Source organism: Flavobacterium aquaticum (genome assembly GCF_003259835.1).
GTDB lineage: Bacteria > Bacteroidota > Bacteroidia > Flavobacteriales > Flavobacteriaceae > Flavobacterium > Flavobacterium aquaticum.
In genome coordinates, this window is the sequence record NZ_QLMI01000010.1 from 1 (window position 1) to 23,381 (window position 23,381).

At 31.7% G+C, this 23,381-nt stretch carries 25 protein-coding genes; 18 read left to right on the top strand and 7 right to left on the bottom strand.

Annotated features, from left to right (window positions below; all coding sequences use genetic code 11):
* Nucleotides 1-189: 189 nt before the first annotated feature.
* Entirely contained in the window at nucleotides 190-870 is a 681-nt protein-coding gene (locus B0I03_RS12635) for a DUF4294 domain-containing protein (protein ID WP_111567802.1), read from the bottom strand.
* Between the two features lie 110 nt (nucleotides 871-980).
* Here B0I03_RS12635 and B0I03_RS12640 point away from each other — a divergent pair, with 110 nt between their 5' ends.
* From B0I03_RS12640 to B0I03_RS12660, 5 genes are all read left to right on the top strand, one after another.
* Nucleotides 981-2,075: a M42 family metallopeptidase gene (locus B0I03_RS12640; RefSeq protein WP_111567803.1), complete on the top strand. Its 1,095-nt coding sequence runs from the start codon at nucleotides 981-983 to the stop codon at nucleotides 2,073-2,075.
* Nucleotides 2,076-2,343: 268 nt separating this feature from the next.
* Nucleotides 2,344-2,586, top strand: a complete 243-nt coding sequence (locus B0I03_RS12645; protein WP_111567804.1) for a hypothetical protein — start codon at nucleotides 2,344-2,346, stop codon at nucleotides 2,584-2,586.
* Nucleotides 2,583-3,419, top strand: coding sequence for a hypothetical protein (locus B0I03_RS12650; RefSeq protein ID WP_111567805.1), 837 nt, complete (start codon nucleotides 2,583-2,585; stop codon nucleotides 3,417-3,419). Before B0I03_RS12645 ends, B0I03_RS12650 begins: the two co-directional genes overlap by 4 nt.
* Nucleotides 3,420-3,779: 360 nt before the next feature.
* Entirely contained in the window at nucleotides 3,780-4,538 is a 759-nt protein-coding gene (locus B0I03_RS12655; RefSeq protein WP_111567806.1) for a hypothetical protein, read from the top strand.
* Nucleotides 4,539-4,540: 2 nt separating this feature from the next.
* Nucleotides 4,541-5,539: a hypothetical protein gene (locus tag B0I03_RS12660; protein ID WP_111567807.1), complete on the top strand. Its 999-nt coding sequence runs from the start codon at nucleotides 4,541-4,543 to the stop codon at nucleotides 5,537-5,539.
* 33 nt (nucleotides 5,540-5,572) lie between these two features.
* Here B0I03_RS12660 and B0I03_RS12665 read toward each other — a convergent pair whose 3' ends face one another.
* From B0I03_RS12665 to B0I03_RS12680, 4 genes are all read right to left on the bottom strand, one after another.
* On the bottom strand, nucleotides 5,573-5,974 hold the full coding sequence (locus B0I03_RS12665) for an ankyrin repeat domain-containing protein (protein ID WP_111567808.1): 402 nt from the start codon (nucleotides 5,972-5,974) through the stop codon (nucleotides 5,573-5,575).
* A 144-nt stretch (nucleotides 5,975-6,118) separates the two neighbouring features.
* Nucleotides 6,119-7,069, bottom strand: a complete 951-nt coding sequence (locus tag B0I03_RS12670; protein ID WP_111567809.1) for a phosphoribosylaminoimidazolesuccinocarboxamide synthase — start codon at nucleotides 7,067-7,069, stop codon at nucleotides 6,119-6,121.
* Nucleotides 7,070-7,181: 112 nt separating this feature from the next.
* Complete coding sequence (locus tag B0I03_RS12675) at nucleotides 7,182-7,691, bottom strand: hypothetical protein (RefSeq protein WP_111567810.1); 510 nt, start codon at nucleotides 7,689-7,691, stop codon at nucleotides 7,182-7,184.
* Nucleotides 7,692-7,875: 184 nt separating this feature from the next.
* The gene (locus B0I03_RS12680) at nucleotides 7,876-8,829 is read right to left on the bottom strand and encodes a PhoH family protein (protein WP_111567843.1); all 954 of its coding nucleotides are present in this window, start codon (nucleotides 8,827-8,829) and stop codon (nucleotides 7,876-7,878) included.
* Nucleotides 8,830-8,935: 106 nt separating this feature from the next.
* Between B0I03_RS12680 and B0I03_RS12685 the strand changes: the two genes are divergently transcribed.
* The 13 genes from B0I03_RS12685 (at nucleotide 8,936) to B0I03_RS12745 (ending at nucleotide 21,739) form a co-directional block, all read left to right on the top strand.
* On the top strand, nucleotides 8,936-9,763 hold the full coding sequence (locus tag B0I03_RS12685) for an SAM hydrolase/SAM-dependent halogenase family protein (protein ID WP_111567811.1): 828 nt from the start codon (nucleotides 8,936-8,938) through the stop codon (nucleotides 9,761-9,763).
* Between the two features lie 4 nt (nucleotides 9,764-9,767).
* Nucleotides 9,768-10,064 carry a putative quinol monooxygenase gene (locus B0I03_RS12690; RefSeq protein WP_111567812.1) on the top strand — a complete coding sequence of 99 codons (297 nt, stop codon included), beginning with the start codon at nucleotides 9,768-9,770 and terminating at the stop codon, nucleotides 10,062-10,064.
* A 43-nt stretch (nucleotides 10,065-10,107) separates the two neighbouring features.
* The gene (gene gldF, locus B0I03_RS12695) at nucleotides 10,108-10,833 is read left to right on the top strand and encodes a gliding motility-associated ABC transporter permease subunit GldF (protein ID WP_073584278.1); all 726 of its coding nucleotides are present in this window, start codon (nucleotides 10,108-10,110) and stop codon (nucleotides 10,831-10,833) included.
* On the top strand, nucleotides 10,833-12,515 hold the full coding sequence (gldG, locus tag B0I03_RS12700; protein WP_394338077.1) for a gliding motility-associated ABC transporter substrate-binding protein GldG: 1,683 nt from the start codon (nucleotides 10,833-10,835) through the stop codon (nucleotides 12,513-12,515). The genes gldF and gldG overlap by 1 nt, the downstream gene beginning before the upstream one ends.
* Before the next feature lie 88 nt (nucleotides 12,516-12,603).
* Nucleotides 12,604-13,722: a DNA polymerase III subunit beta gene (gene dnaN / locus B0I03_RS12705; RefSeq protein ID WP_111567814.1), complete on the top strand. Its 1,119-nt coding sequence runs from the start codon at nucleotides 12,604-12,606 to the stop codon at nucleotides 13,720-13,722.
* 422 nt (nucleotides 13,723-14,144) lie between these two features.
* Nucleotides 14,145-15,560, top strand: a complete 1,416-nt coding sequence (gene mnmE, locus B0I03_RS12710) for a tRNA uridine-5-carboxymethylaminomethyl(34) synthesis GTPase MnmE (protein WP_111567815.1) — start codon at nucleotides 14,145-14,147, stop codon at nucleotides 15,558-15,560.
* A gap of 388 nt (nucleotides 15,561-15,948) precedes the next feature.
* Complete coding sequence (locus tag B0I03_RS12715) at nucleotides 15,949-16,389, top strand: helix-turn-helix domain-containing protein (RefSeq protein WP_181452398.1); 441 nt, start codon at nucleotides 15,949-15,951, stop codon at nucleotides 16,387-16,389.
* The gene (locus tag B0I03_RS12720; RefSeq protein WP_111567817.1) at nucleotides 16,386-17,531 is read left to right on the top strand and encodes a tyrosine-type recombinase/integrase; all 1,146 of its coding nucleotides are present in this window, start codon (nucleotides 16,386-16,388) and stop codon (nucleotides 17,529-17,531) included. Before B0I03_RS12715 ends, B0I03_RS12720 begins: the two co-directional genes overlap by 4 nt.
* The gene (locus B0I03_RS12725; RefSeq protein ID WP_111567818.1) at nucleotides 17,518-18,492 is read left to right on the top strand and encodes a hypothetical protein; all 975 of its coding nucleotides are present in this window, start codon (nucleotides 17,518-17,520) and stop codon (nucleotides 18,490-18,492) included. The genes B0I03_RS12720 and B0I03_RS12725 overlap by 14 nt, the downstream gene beginning before the upstream one ends.
* 163 nt (nucleotides 18,493-18,655) lie before the next feature.
* On the top strand, nucleotides 18,656-19,000 hold the full coding sequence (locus B0I03_RS12730; protein ID WP_111567819.1) for a helix-turn-helix domain-containing protein: 345 nt from the start codon (nucleotides 18,656-18,658) through the stop codon (nucleotides 18,998-19,000).
* A 21-nt stretch (nucleotides 19,001-19,021) separates the two neighbouring features.
* Nucleotides 19,022-19,447 carry a hypothetical protein gene (locus B0I03_RS12735; protein ID WP_111567820.1) on the top strand — a complete coding sequence of 142 codons (426 nt, stop codon included), beginning with the start codon at nucleotides 19,022-19,024 and terminating at the stop codon, nucleotides 19,445-19,447.
* On the top strand, nucleotides 19,437-20,717 hold the full coding sequence (locus B0I03_RS12740) for a DUF3987 domain-containing protein (protein ID WP_111567821.1): 1,281 nt from the start codon (nucleotides 19,437-19,439) through the stop codon (nucleotides 20,715-20,717). The genes B0I03_RS12735 and B0I03_RS12740 overlap by 11 nt, the downstream gene beginning before the upstream one ends.
* Before the next feature lie 80 nt (nucleotides 20,718-20,797).
* Nucleotides 20,798-21,739 (top strand): DUF6371 domain-containing protein, encoded by a 942-nt coding sequence (locus B0I03_RS12745; RefSeq protein ID WP_111567822.1) that lies wholly within the window; start codon nucleotides 20,798-20,800, stop codon nucleotides 21,737-21,739.
* Nucleotides 21,740-21,808: 69 nt separating this feature from the next.
* Here B0I03_RS12745 and B0I03_RS12750 read toward each other — a convergent pair whose 3' ends face one another.
* A complete protein-coding gene (locus tag B0I03_RS12750) occupies nucleotides 21,809-22,801 on the bottom strand; it encodes an HNH endonuclease signature motif containing protein (RefSeq protein ID WP_111567823.1) in 993 nt (330 codons plus the stop codon).
* Nucleotides 22,802-22,804: 3 nt separating this feature from the next.
* Nucleotides 22,805-23,302 (bottom strand): helix-turn-helix domain-containing protein, encoded by a 498-nt coding sequence (locus B0I03_RS12755; protein ID WP_111567824.1) that lies wholly within the window; start codon nucleotides 23,300-23,302, stop codon nucleotides 22,805-22,807.
* Nucleotides 23,303-23,381 lie beyond the last annotated feature (79 nt).

The following is a 23,381-nucleotide window of genomic DNA, read 5'->3' on the forward strand; positions in this document are numbered from 1 at the left end:
AATGCTCGCGGTGCGAGGTGTTAGCGCACGCTTCGCGAGCCAGTGGAATGGTTATCTGAAATACTAAACGTCTTGAATAGCCCCGATGGGAGTGGCATTCTTTTATAAACCCGTCAGGTTTGTAAAAGATATAGCGGACAGCGGGACTAAACGTTTTATGGAATGCAGAATATCTGCTTCTAAAAAAAATTATTCTTTGGGTTGAGACTTTTGAATTTTGATTTTATTAATCCAGTGTTCGTTGAGTTTGTCGAAATCGATGGCTTTTTTGGCTTCTTGTCTGGAGAGTTGGCCTTGGTTGAATGCAGCATTTAAGATTCCTTCTATTTGGTAATCTTCTTTTACGTCGTAAGGTTTGTATTGCGTTTTTAAATTGATGTCGAATAAATAAGCGGTGGAGTTTGCCCAAAAGGCTTTCCAACTGCTTTTGTATTCTTTAATTAAATCGAAAGTAGTGCTTCCGGTTTGGCGGTAAATTAATTTTACTAATATTTGACCGTCTTTACGAGATAGTTTTTTTAAACGTGGTTCGAATTCTTCTTCTAAATATTTTTCTACAATTTTAAAGTATTTCTTTTTTTCACGATTGGTTTTCAGTTTTGCCATCGTGGCATTTAACTGTGTTAATTTATCTGCCGTAATTTTTGCATACGGATACACCTTAAAAATTCTTCTCTTTAATATTAACTTGGCTTTTTTATCTTCGTCGGTGGTGTAAACGTTATCGGGCGTGAAAATGATTTCTCTTAATTCGATGGAATATATAATAGACGAGTCTTGTGCCGTCATTCGTAATGTATCGGTTTCGGTTTGGGCAAACGAAAAAGTAGCGATGAATAATAAAAAACTACTTAATAATGATTTGTACATGATGATTGATTTTAACTTTTTAACTTACTGCAAAAAGTAAACCAAAAATATCGAAATTATGCGAAACTCTAATATCTTATTTTTAAATTAGCAAAAAATTATATTTTAAGATGAGTACAAAATCGATATTAAAGAAGTCGTCGATGACTTTTTTGGAAAATTATTTGAATAATGCCTCTCCAACCGGACATGAAGCGGAAGGACAAAAAATTTGGATGGACTATCTAAAACCTTACGTTGATACCTTTATTACCGATACGTATGGAAGTGCCGTTGGTGTTATTAATCCGGATGCTCCTTATAAAGTAGTGATTGAAGGTCATGCGGATGAAATTTCGTGGTATGTGAATTACATTACTGATGACGGATTAATCTACGTGATTAGAAACGGAGGTTCGGATCATCAGATTGCGCCATCGAAGCGTGTGAACATTCATACGAAGAAAGGTATTGTTCGTGGTGTTTTTGGTTGGCCAGCGATTCACACACGTGGAAGAAGCGGAAAAGCAGAAGAAACGGCAAAAATTGAAAACATATTTATTGATTGTGGTTGCTCAACGAAAGCCGAAGTAGAAGCTTTAGGCGTTCATGTGGGTTGTGTGATTACATATCCTGATAATTTTGAGATTTTAAACCACGATAAATTTGTGTGTAGAGCCATTGATAACCGCATGGGTGGTTTTATGATTGCCGAAGTAGCGCGTTTATTAAAGGAGAACAAAAAGAAATTACCTTTTGGATTGTACATCGTAAACTCGGTGCAGGAGGAAATTGGTTTGCGTGGTGCCGAAATGATTACCCAACGCATTAAACCAAACGTTGCAATCGTAACCGATGTTTGCCACGACACCACTACTCCAATGATTGACAAAAAAATTGAAGGCGATTTAAAAATGGGACGCGGACCTGTGATTGCTTACGCTCCAGCGACACAAAACGTGTTACGTGAAATGATTGTGGACACAGCAGTTGAAAACAAAATACCTTTCCAACGCCATGCGACTTCTCGCGTTACGGGAACCGATACCGATGCTTTTGCATATAGCAATGGCGGTGTTGCCTCAGCTTTGATTTCGTTACCGTTGCGTTATATGCACACCACCGTAGAAATGGTACACCGCGACGACGTAGAAAATGTAATTAAATTGATATACGAAACGCTATTGAAAATTGAAAATAACGAAACGTTTAGTTATTTTAAATAATAAAAATGTCAGTTCGAGCAAAGCGAGAACCGATTTTTACGCATAAAACCTAAAATCCTCATTTGTTTGAGGATTTTTTTTGTGATTTTTTTTCAGTTTTTGAAAATATGCAGAAAAACTACAGCAACTAGGTGGTGAGAATTTTGTTATATTGTATTGTATTGAATTTAAACTCATTATACGCAAACAACTACTAATTAATAAGTCTGATTTAGTTTAACTTACTAAAAAGTAATATATTATTTAAAAAAAATAAAACTGTATCAATATGACAAATGAAGAAAAATTGCAGAAAATAATAGCTGCATACACACCTTTGGATTATACAAAAATTAATCTTAAAAGAACAATTAAGGACAATTACATTGCTACTGAATTCAAGGATAATTTTTGCGATGATATTTGCATTACTTGGCGAAAAATTAATGCTACGCAATTACGAAATGATATGTTTGTAAATTTAAAAACTGGCGAAGATATTTTAATAATCCTTAAATACATTATGCTATGAAGTTAAATACCACTCTACTATTTATTGCTGTATCAGTAAATTTAATTAACAAAGCTGTTGGACAAGACTTTATTAGAATTGGAGCAGCACATGATTTTTCAAAAAACAAAGTTGTTCAAACTTTTTCATTTGACTTCAATAGGACAGAAAAAATAGATGAGAAAAAAGGTAGATTTCTACTTTTCGACCATAATAATTTTTACATACTTCCTACTTCAGATGTTAATATAGGCGATGGTATTACTTCATCTGAAAACAATATTTTGTTTCAAATTAATATGGGTAAAGCTTTTTATGGAAAAGAATGGAAAAATAAAGACAATCTAAGAACATCTGCTTGGAATAAAGCGATGGAATTTAATCCATCTTATAATTCTGACAAACTTTTTCAAGAAAAATTAGTTTTTGGACAATTTAAGTTTTTAGTCAATCTAATTTCTCAGAAACATAAAGATAAGTCTGAAAATACATATATACAAAATGTACATTCATTAACTTTTGGTGGGTTTTCAAATATTGGCTACAGATATAGCAAAACATATGACACAGATAATTTGTATTCAAATGCAGGAATATTGATGGACTACAAAACTAGAATTTTAAATTCTAAAAATGTAGACAACTGGATTTTCAAAGTGACGGGGAATTATTATCATATAATTTCAGATGTCCAACAACTGACAAATGATAATTTTGGAGGAATAATAAAGTCATCTATTGACAGGCTGATTTTTAAAAATACATACATTGGACTTTCTCATAAATATGGAAATGACAATCCAAATTACAAATACGTTAACACATTGGAGATATCTACAAAAATAAGGTATTGACAAAAAAGACACCTAAACCTTGTGCCACAATAAGAACTTTCTATATTAATTCAAGTACTGCATTTAAATCAAAGTTTTGACATAGTTAACACAAAAACATTCATAGTCCTCATTTGTTTGAGGATTTTTTTGTGCTTTTTTGAAATTTTAACACAAACTGCAGAAAAACTACAGCAATTAGGCGGGGAGAATTTTGCTATATTGCAGGGAAAAATCAAACTTAACGAGTAAGAATTTATTTAATTAGTTTTGTTAAATGTATAAACGAGTTAATAGTTATTTTCGAAAAACCCTATAGAAAGCAAAATTTATTAAATTCCTAAATAATTATTATATTAGCTAAATTATTAAATAATTAAAATGAGTAAATTTGAAGATGTTTTGATTAGCGAAGTTGACGACATTATTACGTTACCTTTATTACATACTTGTGATGCATATTCATTGAGAAATATTCTTGAAAGTATGACATTAATTCCAAAAAAATGTGATGTTTTCAGTATAGATTTACTTTACACTTATTATGGTTTACCTTCTTATAGACCTCATGTAGAAAAAGCAACTACAAATCCTGCTTATTATATGATTTGTTTAATTTTAGAATCTGACCAATTTAATGATTTTCACAAAATCTTTCCATTTGATAGTGGTGCATTTGAAAAAGTTCCTGAAATGAAAGAAAGATTTTTTCATCATCAAAGCAGTATTTCTGAATATGAACTCAAAAGCACAATTAAAAGTGCAAAAAAAGTAATTAAAACTTTTTATGATACAAATGACAATTATTTATCTCAAAACCCTCAAATATCAAAAAAATTCAGTCAATTTGATTTTGAAGCTATAAGTTACAGTAATTTAATTAATAATAGCACAGATGGTTTATTAGACGATAGAGCATCAAGTATAGAAATAATTTTTGATAAAAAAATAGAACTAAATAAAAGTACAGTCAAACAAATTATTATTCCAAACTGTTTTAAAGATGACATTAAAATTATGTCATTACTTAAAGATAATTTTGACATTGACAATCCTTTAGGATATGATACGTTTAGAGGTAATCCAAAAGAATATTTTGGATTAATAAGATCAGAATATCTTAACTTTTTAAAAAACTAAAAATGAAATTAAAAGGATACATCAAAGCTATAAAAGAGAATTGCTTCGCTATTCCTATTTACGGCGATGGAACTTCTTACTATTATCATAATATTAGTAACGATTTTAAGATTTTAAGTTTTGAAAAAACCGAAATTTTACATGATTATTTTATCCAAACTTATTTATCAAAAACATTTGACATAAATTCTACCGCTGCTTTAATTTTTGTTGGTTTTGAAAATTTTATTTTATATAACAGTGCTGATGAAGTAATTGACGAAGTAATTTTTTTTCTAAAAGATTTATCTAAAGATGATGAATATGTAAATATTAAAAAAGAAGCTTTTGAATTACAAAAAATTCTCTTTCCTAATAAAGTAATTGAAAATGAAATAGAAAACATAGATTTTACTATTAAAAAAATTAGCGTTAATAATGTAGATAGTAAAGTTTTTGTAAAATATTCATTAGAAGATTATCTCGAAGTAGAAAATAATAGAATTCAAAACAAAGATTTGGACAATATAAAAGAGAAAATAATAAAAAGACAAATTGAAAACTCAATTTTAGATAAAACTTTATTTAATGAAAATAAAGAAGTTCTATTTGAATTGTTTTGTAACTATCTAACAGATAATAGATCAATCTTTGAAAGTTTAATAATTGATACAAATATTGGAAAAAGCTTTACATCATATCTAAGTGAAAAAAGTAAATCTTTTAAACCAATTGAAATGACTTTGGAAGAAGAACTGAAGTTTAGAGTTAATGAACGAAGAAAAAAATTAAAAGATTTCAACTACCAATTTAATTTTGATTTTCTGAAAGAAAATTTAAATAAGGAACTAGCATACAAAAGATATGGAATAGATATAAATTACACCCCTCATTATATTGATCCTAATAGATCAAAAATCATTATTTTTATTGATGATAAAATATTATCCGAAGAGATAACTTTAGAAGAAATAAAAAAAAGTGAAGCAATCAAATCCGAAAGACAAAAAATTAGTAAATAAAACAAAAAAATCCCGCTTTCGCGGGATTTTCTTTTATCTTCTTTTACGAGCGTCTTTGACCAGTTTTATAATTTCTTCTGATTTAGATTTCTCGGCATACTCTAAAATAGAAACACCGTTATCGTCTAAGGCTCTGTAATCGGCGCCTTTTCTAATTAAGTACAGCGTAATTTCTGATTGTTTGTACATAATAGCGTACATCAAAGGCGTTTTACCGCGTTCGTCTTTTTTGTTTACATCTACTCCTAGTTCTACTAACTCTTGTACTTTTGTAAAATCGCCTTTACTAATGGCTACATTTAACTGTGATGGCGATGGTTTAGCAACGGCAACATAAGTTGTGTTTGTTGTTGTGTTTTCACTTGCTTGTAACGCATTTGTAAACAACATGGCTACTGCGGGTAAGATTACCCAAAATCTGTTCGTTTTTTTCATGATGATTGATTTTTAATGATTGATATGAATAGGACGAACTCTTGTAGTATTAGTTACAGCTTTTTAAAATTCTAACATAACTTTAACAAACGGCATGAAAAAAAGCCGATGAAACACCGACTTTTGCTTTTACTGTATGATTGACTATCTATTCTGTAAATAACTCAAAACGTTTTGCTCAATTCTTTCATTGATGTTTGAAATATCAGCTTTTACGAATTTTTCTCCAATGATGTTTTCGAATAACTCAATGTAACGTTCTGAAACCGTTTCTATGTATTCGTCGGTCATGTTTGGAATTTGTTGTCCTTCTTTTCCTTGGAACCCGTTTTCAATTAACCAACGACGTACGAACTCTTTTGACAATTGTTTTTGTTCTTCGCCATTCGCTTGTCTTTCTGCATAACCTTCTGCATAAAAATAACGAGAAGAATCTGGTGTGTGGATTTCGTCGATTAATACAATTTGTCCGTCTTTTGTTTTCCCGAACTCGTATTTCGTATCTACAAGAATTAAACCGCGAGATGCTGCAATTTCAGTTCCTCTTTGGTATAACGCTCTGGTGTATTTTTCTAAGGTTAAGTAATCTTCTTCGGTTACAATTCCGTTGGCTAAAATAGCTTCGCGTGAAATGTCTTCGTCGTGCGAACCGTTATCCGCTTTCGTAGTTGGCGTGATGATTGGTGTTGGAAATTTATCGTTTTCTTTTAAACCTTCTGGCATTTCCACACCGCAAAGGATTCTTCTTCCTGCTGCATATTCACGCGCTGCATGTCCTGATAAATAACCACGAATTACCATTTCTACTTTAAACGGCTCACATAAATGTCCTACCGCCACGTTTGGATCTGGAGTTGCTACTAACCAATTGGGTACAATATCAGAAGTTAATTCCATGAATTTAGTAGCGATTTGATTTAGGATTTGTCCTTTGTATGGAATTCCTTTTGGTAAAACCACATCAAATGCCGAAAGACGGTCGGTAGCGACCATCACTAATAAGTCATCATTGATATTGTAAACTTCTCTAACTTTTCCACGGTAAACCGATTTTTGACCTGGAAAATTGAAATTGGTAGTCGTAATTGTATTCATTATGTTGTGTTGTTGTTTGTCGTGCAAAAGTAAACTATTTATTTTCTTCCAAAAATTATTTAATAAAAAAAGAGAAGCTCTTTCGAACTTCTCTTTGCATTTTTTTTTACTTCTATTTAAACATAATGTTATACGTAACCCCAACACCTAAAGAACGAATGGTAATGTCTTCGGCAAAGGTGTTTTGGTAATAACCGTAAATATTCCATTTTTTGTTGTGATATCCGATTTGGGGATTAAAATACAATCCGCCTGAATTATCAACGTTAGTTAGGAATCCGTAACCAAAATCGGCACCTACAAAAACGCCTTCGGTTTGAAAATAGTAACGGGCAAAACCAGCTAATGGAATCACTCCGAAATCATCAACCTCATCTTTTCCAAAAAAATGATTGTACCCAGAAGCAATACCAATTCCAAAATGCGGATTGAACAAATATTGTCCTCTCACATCCACTCCCACATTGAAAGACGCAATATCTTTTGCATCTCCCATTGGCACACCAGCAGTTAATCCTGCTTTAAACCAAGAATTCCTAGTTGTGATATCCACTTCTGGAATTTCTTGTGCATAACTTAAACCATAACATAACGTGGCTACAAACAAAACGACTTTTTTCATACTTGTAAATTTTAGGGTTTACAATTGGAACGATGAAAATTGGGGTTTTATTTTTGCAATTGGCGAATTATAAGATTTTTTTAACTTTTATGAGGTTCTCATTTTTGAGGAATAGGAATAAAAAACTAAACCCCTCGAATTCGAGAGGTTTAAATTATAAGTAGTTTATTTTCTAAACACTTATCTAATCATTATTCTCAATACTCTTATACGCATCAATAATTTTCTTCACTAATCTATGACGAACGATGTCTTTATCATCTAAGTAAATGATTCCGATGCCTTCTACATCTTTCAATACTAAAAGCGCTTCTTTCAATCCCGAAATTGTTCGTCTTGGTAAATCCACCTGACCTGGGTCTCCCGTGATGATGAATTTAGCGTTTTTTCCCATACGGGTTAAGAACATTTTCATTTGGGAATGCGTGGTATTTTGCGCTTCGTCTAAGATTACGAAAGCGTTATCTAACGTACGTCCACGCATAAAAGCTAATGGTGCAATTTGTATGATGCCTTTTAACAAATAGTCTTCTAAGGTTTGTGGTGGCAACATATCGCGCAACGCATCGTATAAAGGTTGCATGTACGGATCTAACTTTTCCTTCATATCACCCGGTAGAAAGCCTAAGTTCTCCCCTGCTTCCACAGCCGGACGCGTTAATATAATTCGCTTAACTTGTTTTTCCTTTAATGCTTTAACGGCTAGAGCGACACCTGTATACGTTTTTCCAGTTCCTGCGGGTCCAACAGCGAAAACCATGTCATTTTTGTGCACATAATCGACCAATTTTTGTTGGTTAGGCGTCATGGCTTTGATTAACTTTCCTCCTATTCCATGCACTAAAATCTTATCGCGGTCGTGCATGTGTTCGGCATCATGTTGATGACTCGTTTCTAAAACCCTCAAAATAACATTATCATCAATACTGTTGTAACGCGTAAAATGATGCATCAATCTTTTGAAGCGATTTTCAAACTCATCCAAGATTTCTGGCTCACCAAACGCTTTAAGAGTAGTTCCTCGGGCTACGATTTTAAGTTTTGGATAATACTTCTTAATAGTTTCAAGATGAGCATCTTGCGCACCCCAAAATTCTTTTGGAGCAATGTCGACTAATTCAATGATTCTTTCGTTCAAAGGCTTTCTTTTTTTAATTATTTTTGAAACGCTAAAATTATAGTAGCTTTGCAATCAAATTTAGTAAAAACTACTGTTGGATTTCAAATAAGTTATAAACAAAAAAATGTCAATAATTACTTTAACTACCGACTTTGGACACAAAGACTACTTCGTAGGTGCTTTGAAAGGAAAAATATTGTCGGAACAGAAAGAAGCCGTTATTGTAGACATTTCGCACGAGATTGATTTATTCAACACATTAGAAGCGAGTTACTGTATTGAAGCCGCTTATCACAACTTTCCAAAAGGTACCATTCATATTATTGGCGTAGATAGTGAACGTGTGGGCGATACCCAACATATTGCGATGCAATGGGACGATCATTATTTTATTTGTGCCGATAACGGAATTTTAAATACCTTAATTCAGAAGAAAATTCCACAGAAAATCGTAGCCATTACCATCCACGACCGATTGAATACAGATGTTAGCGATATGGATGTTTTCGTAGCAGTGGCGTGTCATATTGCACGAGGTGGTTTATTGAATGTGATTGGTAAAGAAATTCCATCGCTGAAACCTGTAAGTGTGTTAACCTCATCGATTACTGATGATTTATCGGAAATAAAAGGACAAATCGTTTATATTGATTCGTTTGGAAATTGCGTTACTAATATTTCGCAAAAGCAATTTAACGATACGATTAGAGGTCGAAAGTTCGAAATCGTTATTAAAAACAAAAAGTTCAGTCGTTTGCACAAAAGTTATTCAGATTTTCCTGTTTCTGATGTGAAACAATTGAAAGATTTAGAAGGTGATTTCTTAGCGTTATTCAACGAAAACGGCTATTTAGAAATTGCGATATATAAAAGTAACCCAAAAACGGTAGGTTCGGCAGCGACCTTGTTAGGATTGCATTTTAGAGATACGGTATCCATTAAATTCAAATAAAAATATGTTCATAAGAATTGTAAAAATGCGTTTTCAAGAAGACAAAATCGAAGCTTTTTTAAATAATTTTGAAGAAGTGAAACACCACATACGAAACTTCGAAGGAAACCGTTTCTTAGAATTGTATCAAGACAAAAACGACAAACGTATTTTCTTTACCTATAGTTATTGGGAAAACGAAGAAGCATTAGAAAATTACAGAAAATCGGCTTTGTTTGATGGCGTTTGGACATACACAAAAACTTTATTTAGCGATAAACCAGAAGCTTGGAGTGTGGATAGATTGGTAACATTAGAATAAAACAGTTAAACAAATAAACGTTTCAACAGTTAAACAATAAAAAATGAAAGCATTATTATTACGAGAAATAAAATCCTTTTTTGGTTCGCCGATTGGATATTTAGTCATCGGGATTTTTCTTTTACTCAACGGATTATTTCTTTGGGTTTTTGAAGGCGAATTCAATATTTTAAACTCGGGTTTTGCCGATATGAGTCCGTTTTTCAAATTGGCACCATGGATTTTAATTTTCTTAATTCCTGCCGTAACTATGCGTAGTTTTTCGGATGAGAAAAAACAAGGAACGATTGAATTGTTGTTTACCAAACCGCTTTCTAATTGGGACATCGTAAACGGAAAATTCTTAGGTGCTTTGGTTTTAATTGTTTTAGCGATTGTACCAACAATTATTTATGTGTTAACGATTTCGCATTTTGGAAATCCGCAAGGCAATATTGATATGGGAAGTACTCTTGGTTCGTATTTCGGATTGTTATTCTTAATTGCAGCTTACACGGCAATTGGAATTTTTGCTTCTACTTTATCAGACAATCAAATTGTGGCGTTTATAATTGCTGTTTTTTGTTGTTTCTTTTTCTATTTCGGATTTGATGGCATTGCTTCTTTCCTTGGAAATTACAGTTCAATGTTTGCTGCTTTAGGAATGGATTATCACTTTAAAAGTATGAGTCGCGGTGTGTTAGACACACGTGATATTGTGTACTTTGTGAGTGTGACGTTTTTATTTTTATCGGCAACGGTTTATCAACTTAAATCTTTGAAATGGTAATGAAAGAAAACAAATCAAAAGCTTTAAAGCAATTAGGAATTGTATTTTTAGCCATCATCGTTATCAATTTAATCAGCAACTTCTTTTTCAAGCGTTTCGACTTAACGCAAGACAAACGTTATACTTTATCGGAAACGACATTAAACATTATAAAAGATGTGGAAAGTCCGTTATACATTGAAGTGTATTTGGAAGGAAATTTTCCGCCAGAATTCAAGCGTTTACAAAATGAAACCAAACAACTTTTAGAGGAATTCACAGCTTATAATTCGAACATTATTTTCAACTTCAAAAATCCGATTGAAAAAGAGGAAACGCGAGTAGAAAAAATGAAAGAATTCTACGCGAAAGGCATGCAACCATTGAGTATCACTGTGGAAGACAAAGGAAAACAATCGCAAGAAGTAGTTTTTCCTTGGGCACAAGCGACTTATGGCGATAAATTCACGAAAGTGGCTTTATTAAAAAACTTAATGGGTGCTTCTACTGAAGAAAAAGTAATTAGTTCGGTGCAGCATTTGGAATTTGGTTTTGCGGAAGCCATCAATAAAATTTCGAAAGAAAAACAAAAGAAAATTGCCGTAATCAAAGGCAACGGAGAAGTTTTAGAACCTTTCATGGCCGATTTCTTAAGAACAGTTAAAGAAAGTTATTATATCGGACCTTTTACATTAGATTCGGTAGCAAAACAACCAATACAAACTTTAGAAGCGCTAAAAAAATACGATTTAGCAGTAATTGCAAAACCAACTGAAGCTTTCACGGAAGAAGAAAAACAAGTATTAGACCAATTCATCATGAATGGTGGAAAAACCTTGTGGTTAGTCGATGTAGTTTCAGCAGACATGGATAGTTTATACAACGAAACTGGTACTATTTTAGCATCGCAACGCGAATTGAATTTGACTGATATGTTCTTTAAATACGGTATCAGAATCAATCCGTTATTGGTAAAAGATGAATATGCAACGCCTATTAAATTAGCATCAGGAAATCAAGGAAGCGAAACGCAAATGCAAGAATACAGTTGGAAATTTTCGCCTTTCGTTTATCCAACTTCTACCAATCCAATCGTGAAAAACATGGAAGGGATTAAGTTTGAATTTGCTTCTCCAATTGAAATCTTGAAAAACGATATTAAGAAAACCGTTTTATTGAGTTCGTCTGAATATTCGAAAACCATTGGAACACCAACGCCAGTTTCCTTAGACATGGTTACAGAAGAAACTACAGAAGAAGAATATTTAGGAAAAGGATTGCTTCCAGTAGCGGTTTTAATGGAAGGAAAATTCAAATCGATGTATCAAAACCGTGTGTTACCTTTTAAAGACAATTCGTTCCAAGCGATTGGAAAAGAAAACAAGATGATTGTAATTTCGGATGGTGATGTGATTAAAAATCAATTAGACAAAGGAGTACCTTTAGAATTAGGTTTCGACAAGTGGACCAATCAACTATATGGCAACAAAGAGTTCTTAATGAACTGTGTAAATTACCTTTTAGACGACAACGGACTTATTAACATCCGAAGCAAAGATGTCGATTTACCACTTTTAAACAAAGAAGAAGTATATAAAAATTATACTATGGCACAAATGGTAACTGTCGGATTACCAATAGTTATTTTGGCTATCTTTGGGTTTTTATTCACGTTCTTACGCAAAAGAAAATACAGCCGCTAGTTGTTAATAAAATTGTTTTTGCGTTTGAGCAGAATTAGAATATATTTGTGAAATATAAAATCAAATCACGATTTTAAAATACAAGATGATGAAGTTTATAGTATCGAGTTCGTATTTATTAAAACAATTACAAGTTTTAGGAAGTGTTATCAACAGTAGTAACACCTTGCCTATCCTTGATAATTTCCTTTTTGAATTAGACAACAACCAATTAAAAGTTTCAGCTTCTGATTTAGAAACAACAATGACGGCTACGTTAGAAATTGATTCTACAAGTCAAGGAAGTGTTGCTATTCCAGCAAAACTTTTATTAGATATCTTAAAAACATTCCCAGAGCAACCGTTAACATTTACAGTAGAAGACAATTCAACTGTAGAAATTAGCTCAAACTCGGGTAAATATGCAATTGCTTATGCACCAGGAGAAGAATTCCCTAAAGCAGTAGTTTTAGATGATCCTTCAAAAACATTAGTTCCTGCGGAAGTATTAGCAACTGCAGTAAGTAAAACGATTTTCGCTGCTGGAAACGATGATTTGCGCCCTGTAATGAGTGGTGTTTTCTTCCAATTTTCACCAGAAGGATTAATCTTTGTTGCAACAGACGCTCACAAATTAGTAAAATACGCTCGCACCGATGTAAAAGCATCACAAGTAGCTGATTTTATTATGCCAAAGAAACCTTTAAACATTTTAAAAGGAATTTTAGGCGCTTCTGATGCAGAAGTAACTATCGAATATAACGATTCAAATGCAACGTTTTCTTTCGAAAATTATGTATTAACTTGTCGTTTAATCGATGGGAAATATCCAAACTACGAAGCGGTTATTCCAAAAGAAAATCCAAACAAATTATTAATCAACAGAGTTCAGTTTTTAAACTCGGTTCGTCGTGTAGCTATTTTTGCTAACAAAACAACGCACCAAATTCGTTTAAAAATCGCTGGAACCGAATTGAATATATCAGCAGAAGATATCGATTACTCTAACAAAGCAGACGAGCGTTTGACTTGTGATTACCAAGGAGACGATATGCAAATCGGTTTCAACTCACGTTTCTTAACCGAAATGTTGAATAATTTATCAAGTGATGAAATCCAATTAGAAATGTCAATGCCAAACAGAGCTGGAATTTTAACTCCAGTTGACGGCTTAGACGAAGGCGAAACAGTTACGATGCTTGTAATGCCAGTAATGTTGAGCAACTAATTTACAATATTTGATTTTATAGTCTAACTTAAAATCTTATTACCAACCTTAACTAACTTAAAAACCACTTAGCTCAGGCTTTAGTGGTTTTTTAATTTTATTGGAACACAGATGAAACGGTTTTTTCTTTAAACACATAGTTTTTCACAGAGCTTCACCGAGATTTTTTGAATTGGATTGTGTTGAGAGAGCTACACAGAGACGTTTCACTTTACATAGTTCACAATAGACTATGCGCATCGTTTGTCATGCTGTTAAGCATCTCTTGAACGAGTGATACTTTTTTTGAAAGCAAAGAATGTAAAAGAAAACTCTGTGCTAAACTTAGTGAGACTTTGTGTAACAACTCCAAACAAAAAAACTTTCAACTTCTAACTTCTAACTTCTGACTTTGAATTATCTTTGTAAATTAAATTTAGAACATGATTCCACAAGAAACTATAGTTGCATTAGCTACACCGTCTGGAGCGGGTGCGATTGCTATTATTCGATTATCTGGTAAAGACGCTATTACGATAGCCGCTGACGTATTTCAATCGGTTTCTGGGAAAGATATTACGAAACAGAAGACGCATACGATTCATTTGGGACATATTGTCGACCCTTCGACAAGCTCAGAACAGGCTGGCAAAGTGTATGACCAAGTGTTACTTTCTATTTTCAAAGGTCCGAATTCGTACACTGGGGAAAACGTGATTGAAATTTCTTGTCATGGTTCTACTTTTATTCAACAACAAATTATCCAATTATTGCTTCGTAGAGGCGCTAAAATGGCTCAAGCAGGTGAATTTACCTTGCGTGCTTTTTTAAACGGGAAACTAGACTTATCACAAGCAGAAGCGGTTGCTGATTTGATTGCTTCGGATAACGAAGCGTCTCATCAAATTGCGATGCAACAAATGCGCGGTGGTTTCAGTAACGAAATTGCCAAACTTCGAGAAGAATTATTGAATTTCGCTTCCTTAATCGAGTTGGAATTAGACTTTGCAGAAGAAGATGTCGAGTTTGCCGATAGAACACAATTTCATGATTTATTAGAACGCATTGAGTTTGTTTTAAAACGATTAATTGATTCGTTTGCTGTTGGTAATGTGATTAAAAACGGAATTCCTGTAGCCATTGTAGGCGAACCAAATGTTGGAAAATCGACTTTATTAAACGCTTTATTAAACGAAGAACGCGCCATTGTTTCTGATATTGCTGGAACAACTCGTGATACGATTGAAGATGAATTGGTTATTAATGGAATTGGTTTCCGATTTATAGACACAGCTGGAATTCGTGAAACGAAAGATGTGGTAGAAAGTATCGGAATTCAAAAAACATTTGAGAAGATTGAGCAAGCGCAGGTAGTTTTGTTTATCTTGGATGGAAGATGGATGATGGAAGCTGGAAGTTTAGAAGCGGTAAAAATTGAATTTGAAAAAATTAAAAACAAGTTTCCATTAAAACCTTTAGTAGTCATAGCTAATAAAGCTGATTTGCTTTCAGAAGAACAAAAAAACAATATTCAAGCTACCATTGACGATATACTTTTCCTAAGTGCCAAACAAAAAGTTGGTATTGATGAACTTAAAAATACATTACTCTCTTTTGTAAACACAGGTGCGCTTAGAAATAACGAAACGATTGTGACCAACACACGCCATTATGATTCTTTATTAAAAGCTTTGGAAGAAATTCAGAAGGTGAAATGGGGATTAGATTCGGGAATTTCATCCGATTTAATGGCGATTGATATTCGAAGCGCGTTGTATTTCTTTGGTGAGATTACTGGAGAGGTTACGAATGACGAATTGCTTGGAAATATTTTTGCGAACTTCTGTATCGGCAAATAATGTAAGATAAATTTTACAAAAAATACATCAAAAAACCATAATAAACCCGCATTTTCTGCGGGTTTTTCTTTGTTTTCAATATTTTACAATTTTGTAAAATTATGCACTATTTTTTATAGATTTGTACCTTCCTTGTACCTCGATGAAGGAAAAAAAATTTAATTTTTTAAAAAAGTGAAATTATGGCGCTTATTTCTTCTTATTGATAGGTGAGTAAATTTAACAGGAGGTGAAATTATGGGTGAAATTATGTCTAAAATAATGCAAAATGAAGACAAATATTAGAATCAAAAAGAAGTGCGAGTACTGTAAAGAAGAATTTGTTGCGAAAACAACAAAAACTAGATATTGTTGTCATAGATGCAATCAAAAAGGTTACAAGCAAAACATGAAACAAAATAAAATTGCAACTACTGAAAAAGCAACTAAGCTAGACATAATTAATGTAGATGAATTAAACAAAAAGGATTTTCTAACCGCCAAAGAAGCGGCATACATTTTGAACATGTCGTTACGAACAGTTTACCGATTGATTCAATCGAAAGAATTAAATGCTTATAATTTTTCTGAAAGAAAAACTCTTGTAAGAAGAAAAGATATTGATATGTATTTTGACTTAAGTTTAAATGACATCAATATTGATAAAAGCCATTTAAAAGAATTGATTAATTTAGAGAACTCGTATACCATGGATGAAGTTCAAAAAAAATATAATATTTCTAGTAGCGCATTGTTTAATTTAATTAAGCGTTTGGAGATACAAAAGAAACAAGTTGGAAAACACGTTTTAGTTAGAAAAGAAGATATTGATAAAATTTTTGCTCCATGATAAAAGTTACACTGAGAGAAAAGCCGCTAAAATCTGATAAGTTAAGTTTATACTTGGACTACTATCCTCCTATCACACATCCTGATACTGGAAAAAAAACAAGACGTGAGTTTTTAAACTTATATATTGAAAAAAATCCGAAGACACCAGAGGCAAAAAAGCAAAACAAAGAAACCTTGCAAATGGCAAAAGGTGTTCGTTCCAAAAGAGAAGTTCAACTACGAAATAGAGAGTTTGGATTTAAAGAGAATGTAAACATCAGTATTGATTTTCTAAATTTCTACAAAGACATTGTTACTGGATATTACAACAAAGGAAGTAAATCGCAATACAATAACTGGCAATCGTCATACAATCACTTTGAACATTTTTGTAGTGATAAGATAACAACTGCCGATTTGGATTCCAATTTTGTAAAGCGCTATAGAAACTACTTATTGAATGCCGAAATCAATCGCAATTTAATGGAAGTAAAAAATCTATCTCGAAATACTGCATCAACCTATTTCAAGCATTTTATTTATGTTCTTAGAGAAGGTTATAAAGAAGGATTCATTGAAAAAGATTTGGCCAAAAATGCCGAATACATAAAAGAAGAAGAAACCCAACGTGAATATCTAACAGAAGAAGAACTAAAAAAACTTTGGAATACTCCAATAAAAAAAGAAGTAATCAAACACATGGCAATGTTCTCGGCATTGTCTGGACTTCGCTTTGTTGATGTTAGAAACTTACAATGGAAAAACATATACCAAGACAAACATCAGGGTTATTACATTCAATTGAGAGAACAAAAAACAAATTCCACAAAAAATCATCCTATTAACGAAACTGCCTACTCGATTTTAAAAATGCAGAATACAAATGAAGGTTTCGTTTTTAGAAATATTGAATACACTCAAGTTTCACGCCCCTTGAAAGAATGGTTAACCGCTAGTGGAATCAAAAAGAAAATTTCTTTTCATAACTTTAGACACAGTTACGCTACATTGCAACTTGCCAATGGAACCGACATTTATACCGTTTCGAAATTGTTAGGACATAAAAACGTAACAACCACACAGATTTACACCAAAGTATTAGACAAAAATAAAATTGAAGCTGCTAACCGTATTAAATTAGACTTAGATGGAATTTCTTAAAGATCATAAAAAAATAACTGAAAAAGAAGTAAATACTTTAAAAGAGTATATAATTGATAATTTAAAAAACAGTTTTCAAAAAAATAGAACTTCAGAAAAAGCAATCGAAAAATTAACTAACGACATACACAACAATCTTATAATTAAATCTCTTATTAGCAGATATACTGGTTATTTTGAAAATTGTTATCGAACGCTATTAGAACATAATACATTATATGATCCTAAAAGAACCGATACTATTTATAATACTTTAGAAGAAGAAGTATATGAAATTTTTCAACCAAAATTAGAATTGGCAATAAAACAAGAATATACAAAAGAAGACCTAATTGATTTAAGCTATGAAGAATTTGTATCTCATTTATTAAAATACGCTGTTTTAAAAAATGTCTACAATAAACTAAATTCTGAAGAAGTTTATTTTAAGGAACTTTTGGAGCTTTTCTATGAATTAGATGATTACAGCCAGTTTGATAATTCTCTTCTTAAAGATCATATAGAATTAATAACCTATGGAAGAGTGCAAAAAATATATTTACATTATGGTAAAAAATTAAAAGCTGTTAACACTGATATAAAGAACTCAATAAAAGAAAACCAAAAAGAAATTTCTTCTAAATTTAATAATGAATTATATTCTAAAATAGAAAATTTCAATGAAGACGAAAAAAATATAATTCTACATGCATTTTATAAAGTCATTGAACTTAAAAAATCTCAAGATAAAAAAATAGATTTAGTACAATTCTTAAGAGTAATTAGAATTTGCCAAGGAATTGATGATATCGATTTATTTCATGAAAATTACACTAAGAAATTTTACAAACAAGTTTCTGAAGGTCTTGATTACTCTTCAAATACAACTTATAGGAAAAAATTAAAAAAAGATTTAACAAACAAATTAAAAGATTTGCAAGTTCCTGAAGTTTATAATTACATTAATGACTTAAAAGATTAATCAAAATTTATTATTAAAAAACAGTGTTTTAATATAAAACATGCTTTTAATTAATTGAAAATCAAAAAAATAACTTTCTAAAAGCTTTCTAAAGACTTTCTAAAAGCAAAATTTTACATCAAATTACAAAATACATTTGGCTCAATATTTAAAAATAAAAAATATGAGTCAACAAATTTACATGCTCTCAGAAGAAGGAATAAAAGTACTTGTAGAGCAAATTACGGAGAACATTAAAAACGAGTTACAAATCCAACCTCAAAAGGTAACTCCAGAAGACGAATTCTTAAACATCGATGAACTATCCAACCTCATTGGATTAACGAAGCCGACTATCTATGGTCACGTGCATCGTAACACCATTCCTTTCATCAAGAAAGGTAAGATGCTTCGATTTTCAAAAAACGACATTTTACATTGGTTGCAAGATGGTAAAAGCAAATCAAAAGCTGATATTGACAATCAAGTAAACGAGTATTTAGCTAAAAATCCGCTTTTTAAGCGTTAATCTAACGTAAAACTTACGCTTATGGAAAATTATCTATATACCTGCGCGTATTGTGGAAAACAATACAAACCTAGAAGACGAAGAAAGCAAAAGTATTGCAGTAACAGTTGCAGAACTAATGCGTTCAATGCAAAGAAAAAGAACAGCCTTGTTAAGCCAGAAACCAACAAACCTGAAAACCAATTACAGAAAATTGATAAAATGAGTTGGGCTGGCGTAGGAAATGCAGCCGCAGGAACTTTAGCTGTAAATGCTCTATCTAGTTTGCTAACTAGAGAAGAAAATAAACCTGTTACAAAAAAGGATTTTAAAGAAATCAAAGAGTTATTAATCAAACGCTTTCATCCCATTTCAAATATGCGACCTGATGCCTATGGAAATCAACCCTATTATGATTTGGAAACAAAAAGTGTTGTTTACTTAAAAGCAGGGAATTATGGAATTTAAAAATATAGAAGAAATAGAAAAATCTATTGACAGTGTTGTTTTAAACGACAAACAAAAAGCTATCAAAGAGCTTCACGAGATTATAGAACTATTACCCAATGAAATAAGTAATCTAATCGACTTTGGTTTTCGAATAAACAGAATTCCGAAAGAATATATGTTAACTTCAATTTTGTTTGCATTTAGTAATGCTGTTGGACTAGCCTACGAACTACAAGCTTTAGGACATAGAAACTATGGCAACTTGTTCTTTGCTATTGTTGGAAATCGTGGCGATATGAAATCATTGCCAATGAAAATTGCAACTAGTGTTCTCAATACAATTGACTCTGATACTTACAAGGAAGGTAATAGTTCAGAATCAGAAAATTTAAAACAGAAAAAATTATTAATCCAAAATGCAACTATTCAGGCAGCGCAAACTTCTCATAGTTATAATCCATATTCAGTTGGTATATTTTTGGATGAAATTATGTTCTTAGTTGAAAAAATGGGGAATAAAAACAATTCGGATGGAATGGCTTGGAGAACATTTCTATTAGAAGGCTACAACAACTCAACAATTGACATATTAAGACAAACTACTAGAAGCTTCAGAATTGACAAAAGTTACCCTACTTTATTAGGATCCATTCAAGAACAATTTTTACCAACATTGTTTGGAAATGGTAATCTTGAAAGCGGTTTTATAGATAGAATATTATTTACTACCAAATTAACTGAAAACAATATTTTATCAAAAGAATCAATCCCAAGAGAGGTAATAGGAAATTATGAAAACTTACTCACCAGAGTTTTTAGTTTAAGAAAATTAATAGAAGAAAATGAAGAAATCGAAAGTGAAACACTAGAATTAAATGATGAGGCTGAAAACTTATTATTCAACTACATTCAAAACTTGATTAATCAACAAAAAAAATCAGATTCTATAATCAAAGCATATTTATCAAAATTACAAATTAGCATTTATAAACTAATAATATTGATTCACGCCATTAGAAGTAAAAATTATATTGCATCTATAATAAATTTAGACACTATAAAACTAGCTATTAGAGTTAATGATTTTTACTTCTTAAACTTCAAAATCATCAATTCAGAAAAAGAGAATTCTAAAGACCTAGAATTCAATATAAATGCAGCAATCCGAAAAGCAATTCAGAATAATGCTTCTCAGTCAGATTTTATAAAAGTATTTGGAGTTCCTAAATCCACATTATCAAGAAAATGGAATGAAATTATAAACAACATGGAACTTGAAACTAAATAGTAAAAAGCTCATAAACACTGATTTTACAGTATCTGACAAATTATTCAAATTAAGTTTCAAGTTCCACAATTATTTAAATTATGTTTACTAAAGTCGCCCAAAATCTAAAATTCAATCCCAAAAGAAATTACAAGTTAGTAACTCCTTGTTGCCGCAAAACAAATACCGACGGTAAGTTTGTCAACTATATTGATTATGAAGATTACTATGGTTATTGCCATTCTTGTGGAGTTGCAACTTTACCACCTACAATCTATTTAAATGAGTTTGGTGAGGAGTTTATATGGAATAAATTGGAAAACAAATACATAAAAAATACAATTTCACAAGTTGCAATTCCAGTTGCTGCAAGTTGCAATAAAATTGCAATCCCACAACAATTCATTCCTGAAGAGGAAATATGGTCAAATTATTATACAGAACCTGAAAACAACTTGTTGCAATTTCTTAGAAAAAATTATGATAACGAGTTAGTTGAAGACGCTAAAGAAGTTTATGCAATAAGTACTTCAGATGACGGTGGTACGATGTTTTGGAATATCAACAAAGATTTAAAAATTCAAAAGCTTAAAATTGGATATTATGATAAAAATGGAAGGAGAAAAGATCATTTTAAAGTTCCTTATCTAAACAAGGATGGCTATATCTCATGTTTATTTGGCGAGCATATTTTAGGTTATAACTATTATCAAGACAAAACCGTAATTTTAGTTGAAAGTGAAAAAACAGCAATAATTGGTTATATTTTGATGTCTAAATACATTTGGCTAGCATACGGAGGTTGCAATGGTCTTACAATCGAAAAAGCTCAAATATTAAGGGGTTTTAGAGTACTAATTATTCCAGACATGAGTGAAAATGCCGTAATGGTTGCAACCAAAAAAGTTGCAGAACTAAGACAAAACGGCATTGACATCAAACTTTGGGATATGACAAATGGTAAAACCGATGACCAACTTAATAAAGAAGAAATTTACAATAATGATTTAGAGGATTTTTTTAGGGTATTAAAATTTCAATAAAAATATTTTAAGTTGTAATTATTTAACGGAATACATTTTGATTTTATCGTTATCTTATTAAATATTTACTCAACAATAATCATCAAAAGTTTCACCTCCAAGCCATTCAAGACCTTGTAAAATAGTAAATTGTTTTTCTGCTCCTTGTTTTTCGAAAAAAGTTCCAAGACTAGTATGAACAAAAACATTATTTTGAAAGGTAATCTCAGCTAAAGAATAAGGTTTTATTGGATTTTCTTCACCACTTTTACACATAATCCACAATTTATCTTTGTCATTAGAAATTGCAAAGTGTTCAATTATTGAATTTGTATATTGATTTCGGGAAAATATATCTCCAACCTTCAAATTTTCAGAATAGTCTGTTATCGGCTTATTAGTGATTTCTGTTGGACAACACGGAAATTCACTTGGAGTTTTCCAATTACTTACTTTTTGAACGGCATTAGGAGTTAAGGAATTTATAAACTCAATTATCTCGTCAAAATGTTCTTCAAATTGATTAGGTACACTTCGTTTAAAAATCCATTCTCCTAAAGAACCTCCATTTGATGGTTTATCACTTTCCGTCCAAGCCAATAATCTTTCTTTGCTTAGTTGAGCCTCTTCTTGACTAACTGTTGTCATCCATTTATAATCAGGATTTTGAAATTTATCTCGAAAATCTAAAGGATTATCAAGAAATGCTTCTACACTTCCACAAATAAATGCTATACGTTTTGCTGTTATTGGATTAAGTAAAATGTTTTCTAATCTTGTTACCCAACGTAGATTTTCTGGCCGATTATTTTGTTTGTTTGTGTCTATATGGTCAACAACATGTTCTTTTGTGGGTGGTTCACCATGAAAGGCTGAAGCAACTATTCGATGAACTCTAACCGAAGCTATCTCTAAATAACCTGACTTTTTATTAAGTTTACCAAAAGTCCAATTATTATCGGTTGGTCTAGGTCTTTTCCCATTAATAGGATAACGAAGTACTGCTCCATTGTCACGAACAGAATAACGCTCATTCTTGTAAATGCACTCGTATTCTTCTTCAAAATTGTTTACAGTGACCATGAACTAAGAATTTTTGGATTCATCAAAATCAACCAATTCAATTTTAGTACCAAGAGCTAAACTAATTTTCGAAAGTACATCTAAACCAACAGAATATCGTCCTTGTTCAATTCGACTAAGGTTAGCAGCATCTATATTAGCTAGTTGGGAAAGTGTTTTAGCTTCAATATTTTTTTGTTTTCTTAATTTTCTAATTTTATTTCCTATTCTTACTCTTTCTTGATGAAGATAAATTCTTTCATCATCCTTTTCTCCTTTTACCCCATTTATTGCTAATCCTTCGATATAAGTCATTTGTATCCATATCCAATATTGCATACCCATACCTGTATTTTCTAAAATATTATCATTGAAATATTTTTCATAATAATAAATTAATCTTTCAGTGTAATGTTGTTGAGTTTGTTTTGTTATTGGAAAAAAGGTTTCCCAGATGAATTTCTCTCCGTCATATGCAATGACTTCAATATTAAAGTCATCTACAAATTTTGCTTGTATCATAATTTTTTTGCCGTATTTATCGTGTTGTCGCCACTTTTAATTTTATGAAACAAATATAAGTATAAATTTTATAATTGGC

Excerpts from the sequence above, each read along its gene's own strand:
- B0I03_RS12635 (WP_111567802.1), bottom strand. The coding sequence starts at position 870 with ATGTACAAATCATTATTAAGTAGTTTTTTATTATTCATCGCTACTTTT.
- B0I03_RS12640 (WP_111567803.1), top strand. The coding sequence starts at position 981 with ATGAGTACAAAATCGATATTAAAGAAGTCGTCGATGACTTTTTTGGAA.
- B0I03_RS12645 (WP_111567804.1), top strand. The coding sequence starts at position 2,344 with ATGACAAATGAAGAAAAATTGCAGAAAATAATAGCTGCATACACACCT.
- B0I03_RS12650 (WP_111567805.1), top strand. The coding sequence starts at position 2,583 with ATGAAGTTAAATACCACTCTACTATTTATTGCTGTATCAGTAAATTTA.
- B0I03_RS12655 (WP_111567806.1), top strand. The coding sequence starts at position 3,780 with ATGAGTAAATTTGAAGATGTTTTGATTAGCGAAGTTGACGACATTATT.
- B0I03_RS12660 (WP_111567807.1), top strand. The coding sequence starts at position 4,541 with ATGAAATTAAAAGGATACATCAAAGCTATAAAAGAGAATTGCTTCGCT.
- B0I03_RS12665 (WP_111567808.1), bottom strand. The coding sequence starts at position 5,974 with ATGAAAAAAACGAACAGATTTTGGGTAATCTTACCCGCAGTAGCCATG.
- B0I03_RS12670 (WP_111567809.1), bottom strand. The coding sequence starts at position 7,069 with ATGAATACAATTACGACTACCAATTTCAATTTTCCAGGTCAAAAATCG.
- B0I03_RS12675 (WP_111567810.1), bottom strand. The coding sequence starts at position 7,691 with ATGAAAAAAGTCGTTTTGTTTGTAGCCACGTTATGTTATGGTTTAAGT.
- B0I03_RS12685 (WP_111567811.1), top strand. The coding sequence starts at position 8,936 with ATGTCAATAATTACTTTAACTACCGACTTTGGACACAAAGACTACTTC.
- B0I03_RS12690 (WP_111567812.1), top strand. The coding sequence starts at position 9,768 with ATGTTCATAAGAATTGTAAAAATGCGTTTTCAAGAAGACAAAATCGAA.
- gldF (WP_073584278.1), top strand. The coding sequence starts at position 10,108 with ATGAAAGCATTATTATTACGAGAAATAAAATCCTTTTTTGGTTCGCCG.
- gldG (WP_394338077.1), top strand. The coding sequence starts at position 10,833 with ATGAAAGAAAACAAATCAAAAGCTTTAAAGCAATTAGGAATTGTATTT.
- dnaN (WP_111567814.1), top strand. The coding sequence starts at position 12,604 with ATGAAGTTTATAGTATCGAGTTCGTATTTATTAAAACAATTACAAGTT.
- mnmE (WP_111567815.1), top strand. The coding sequence starts at position 14,145 with ATGATTCCACAAGAAACTATAGTTGCATTAGCTACACCGTCTGGAGCG.
- B0I03_RS12715 (WP_181452398.1), top strand. The coding sequence starts at position 15,949 with ATGAAACAAAATAAAATTGCAACTACTGAAAAAGCAACTAAGCTAGAC.
- B0I03_RS12720 (WP_111567817.1), top strand. The coding sequence starts at position 16,386 with ATGATAAAAGTTACACTGAGAGAAAAGCCGCTAAAATCTGATAAGTTA.
- B0I03_RS12725 (WP_111567818.1), top strand. The coding sequence starts at position 17,518 with ATGGAATTTCTTAAAGATCATAAAAAAATAACTGAAAAAGAAGTAAAT.
- B0I03_RS12730 (WP_111567819.1), top strand. The coding sequence starts at position 18,656 with ATGAGTCAACAAATTTACATGCTCTCAGAAGAAGGAATAAAAGTACTT.
- B0I03_RS12735 (WP_111567820.1), top strand. The coding sequence starts at position 19,022 with ATGGAAAATTATCTATATACCTGCGCGTATTGTGGAAAACAATACAAA.
- B0I03_RS12740 (WP_111567821.1), top strand. The coding sequence starts at position 19,437 with ATGGAATTTAAAAATATAGAAGAAATAGAAAAATCTATTGACAGTGTT.
- B0I03_RS12745 (WP_111567822.1), top strand. The coding sequence starts at position 20,798 with ATGTTTACTAAAGTCGCCCAAAATCTAAAATTCAATCCCAAAAGAAAT.
- B0I03_RS12750 (WP_111567823.1), bottom strand. The coding sequence starts at position 22,801 with ATGGTCACTGTAAACAATTTTGAAGAAGAATACGAGTGCATTTACAAG.
- B0I03_RS12755 (WP_111567824.1), bottom strand. The coding sequence starts at position 23,302 with ATGATACAAGCAAAATTTGTAGATGACTTTAATATTGAAGTCATTGCA.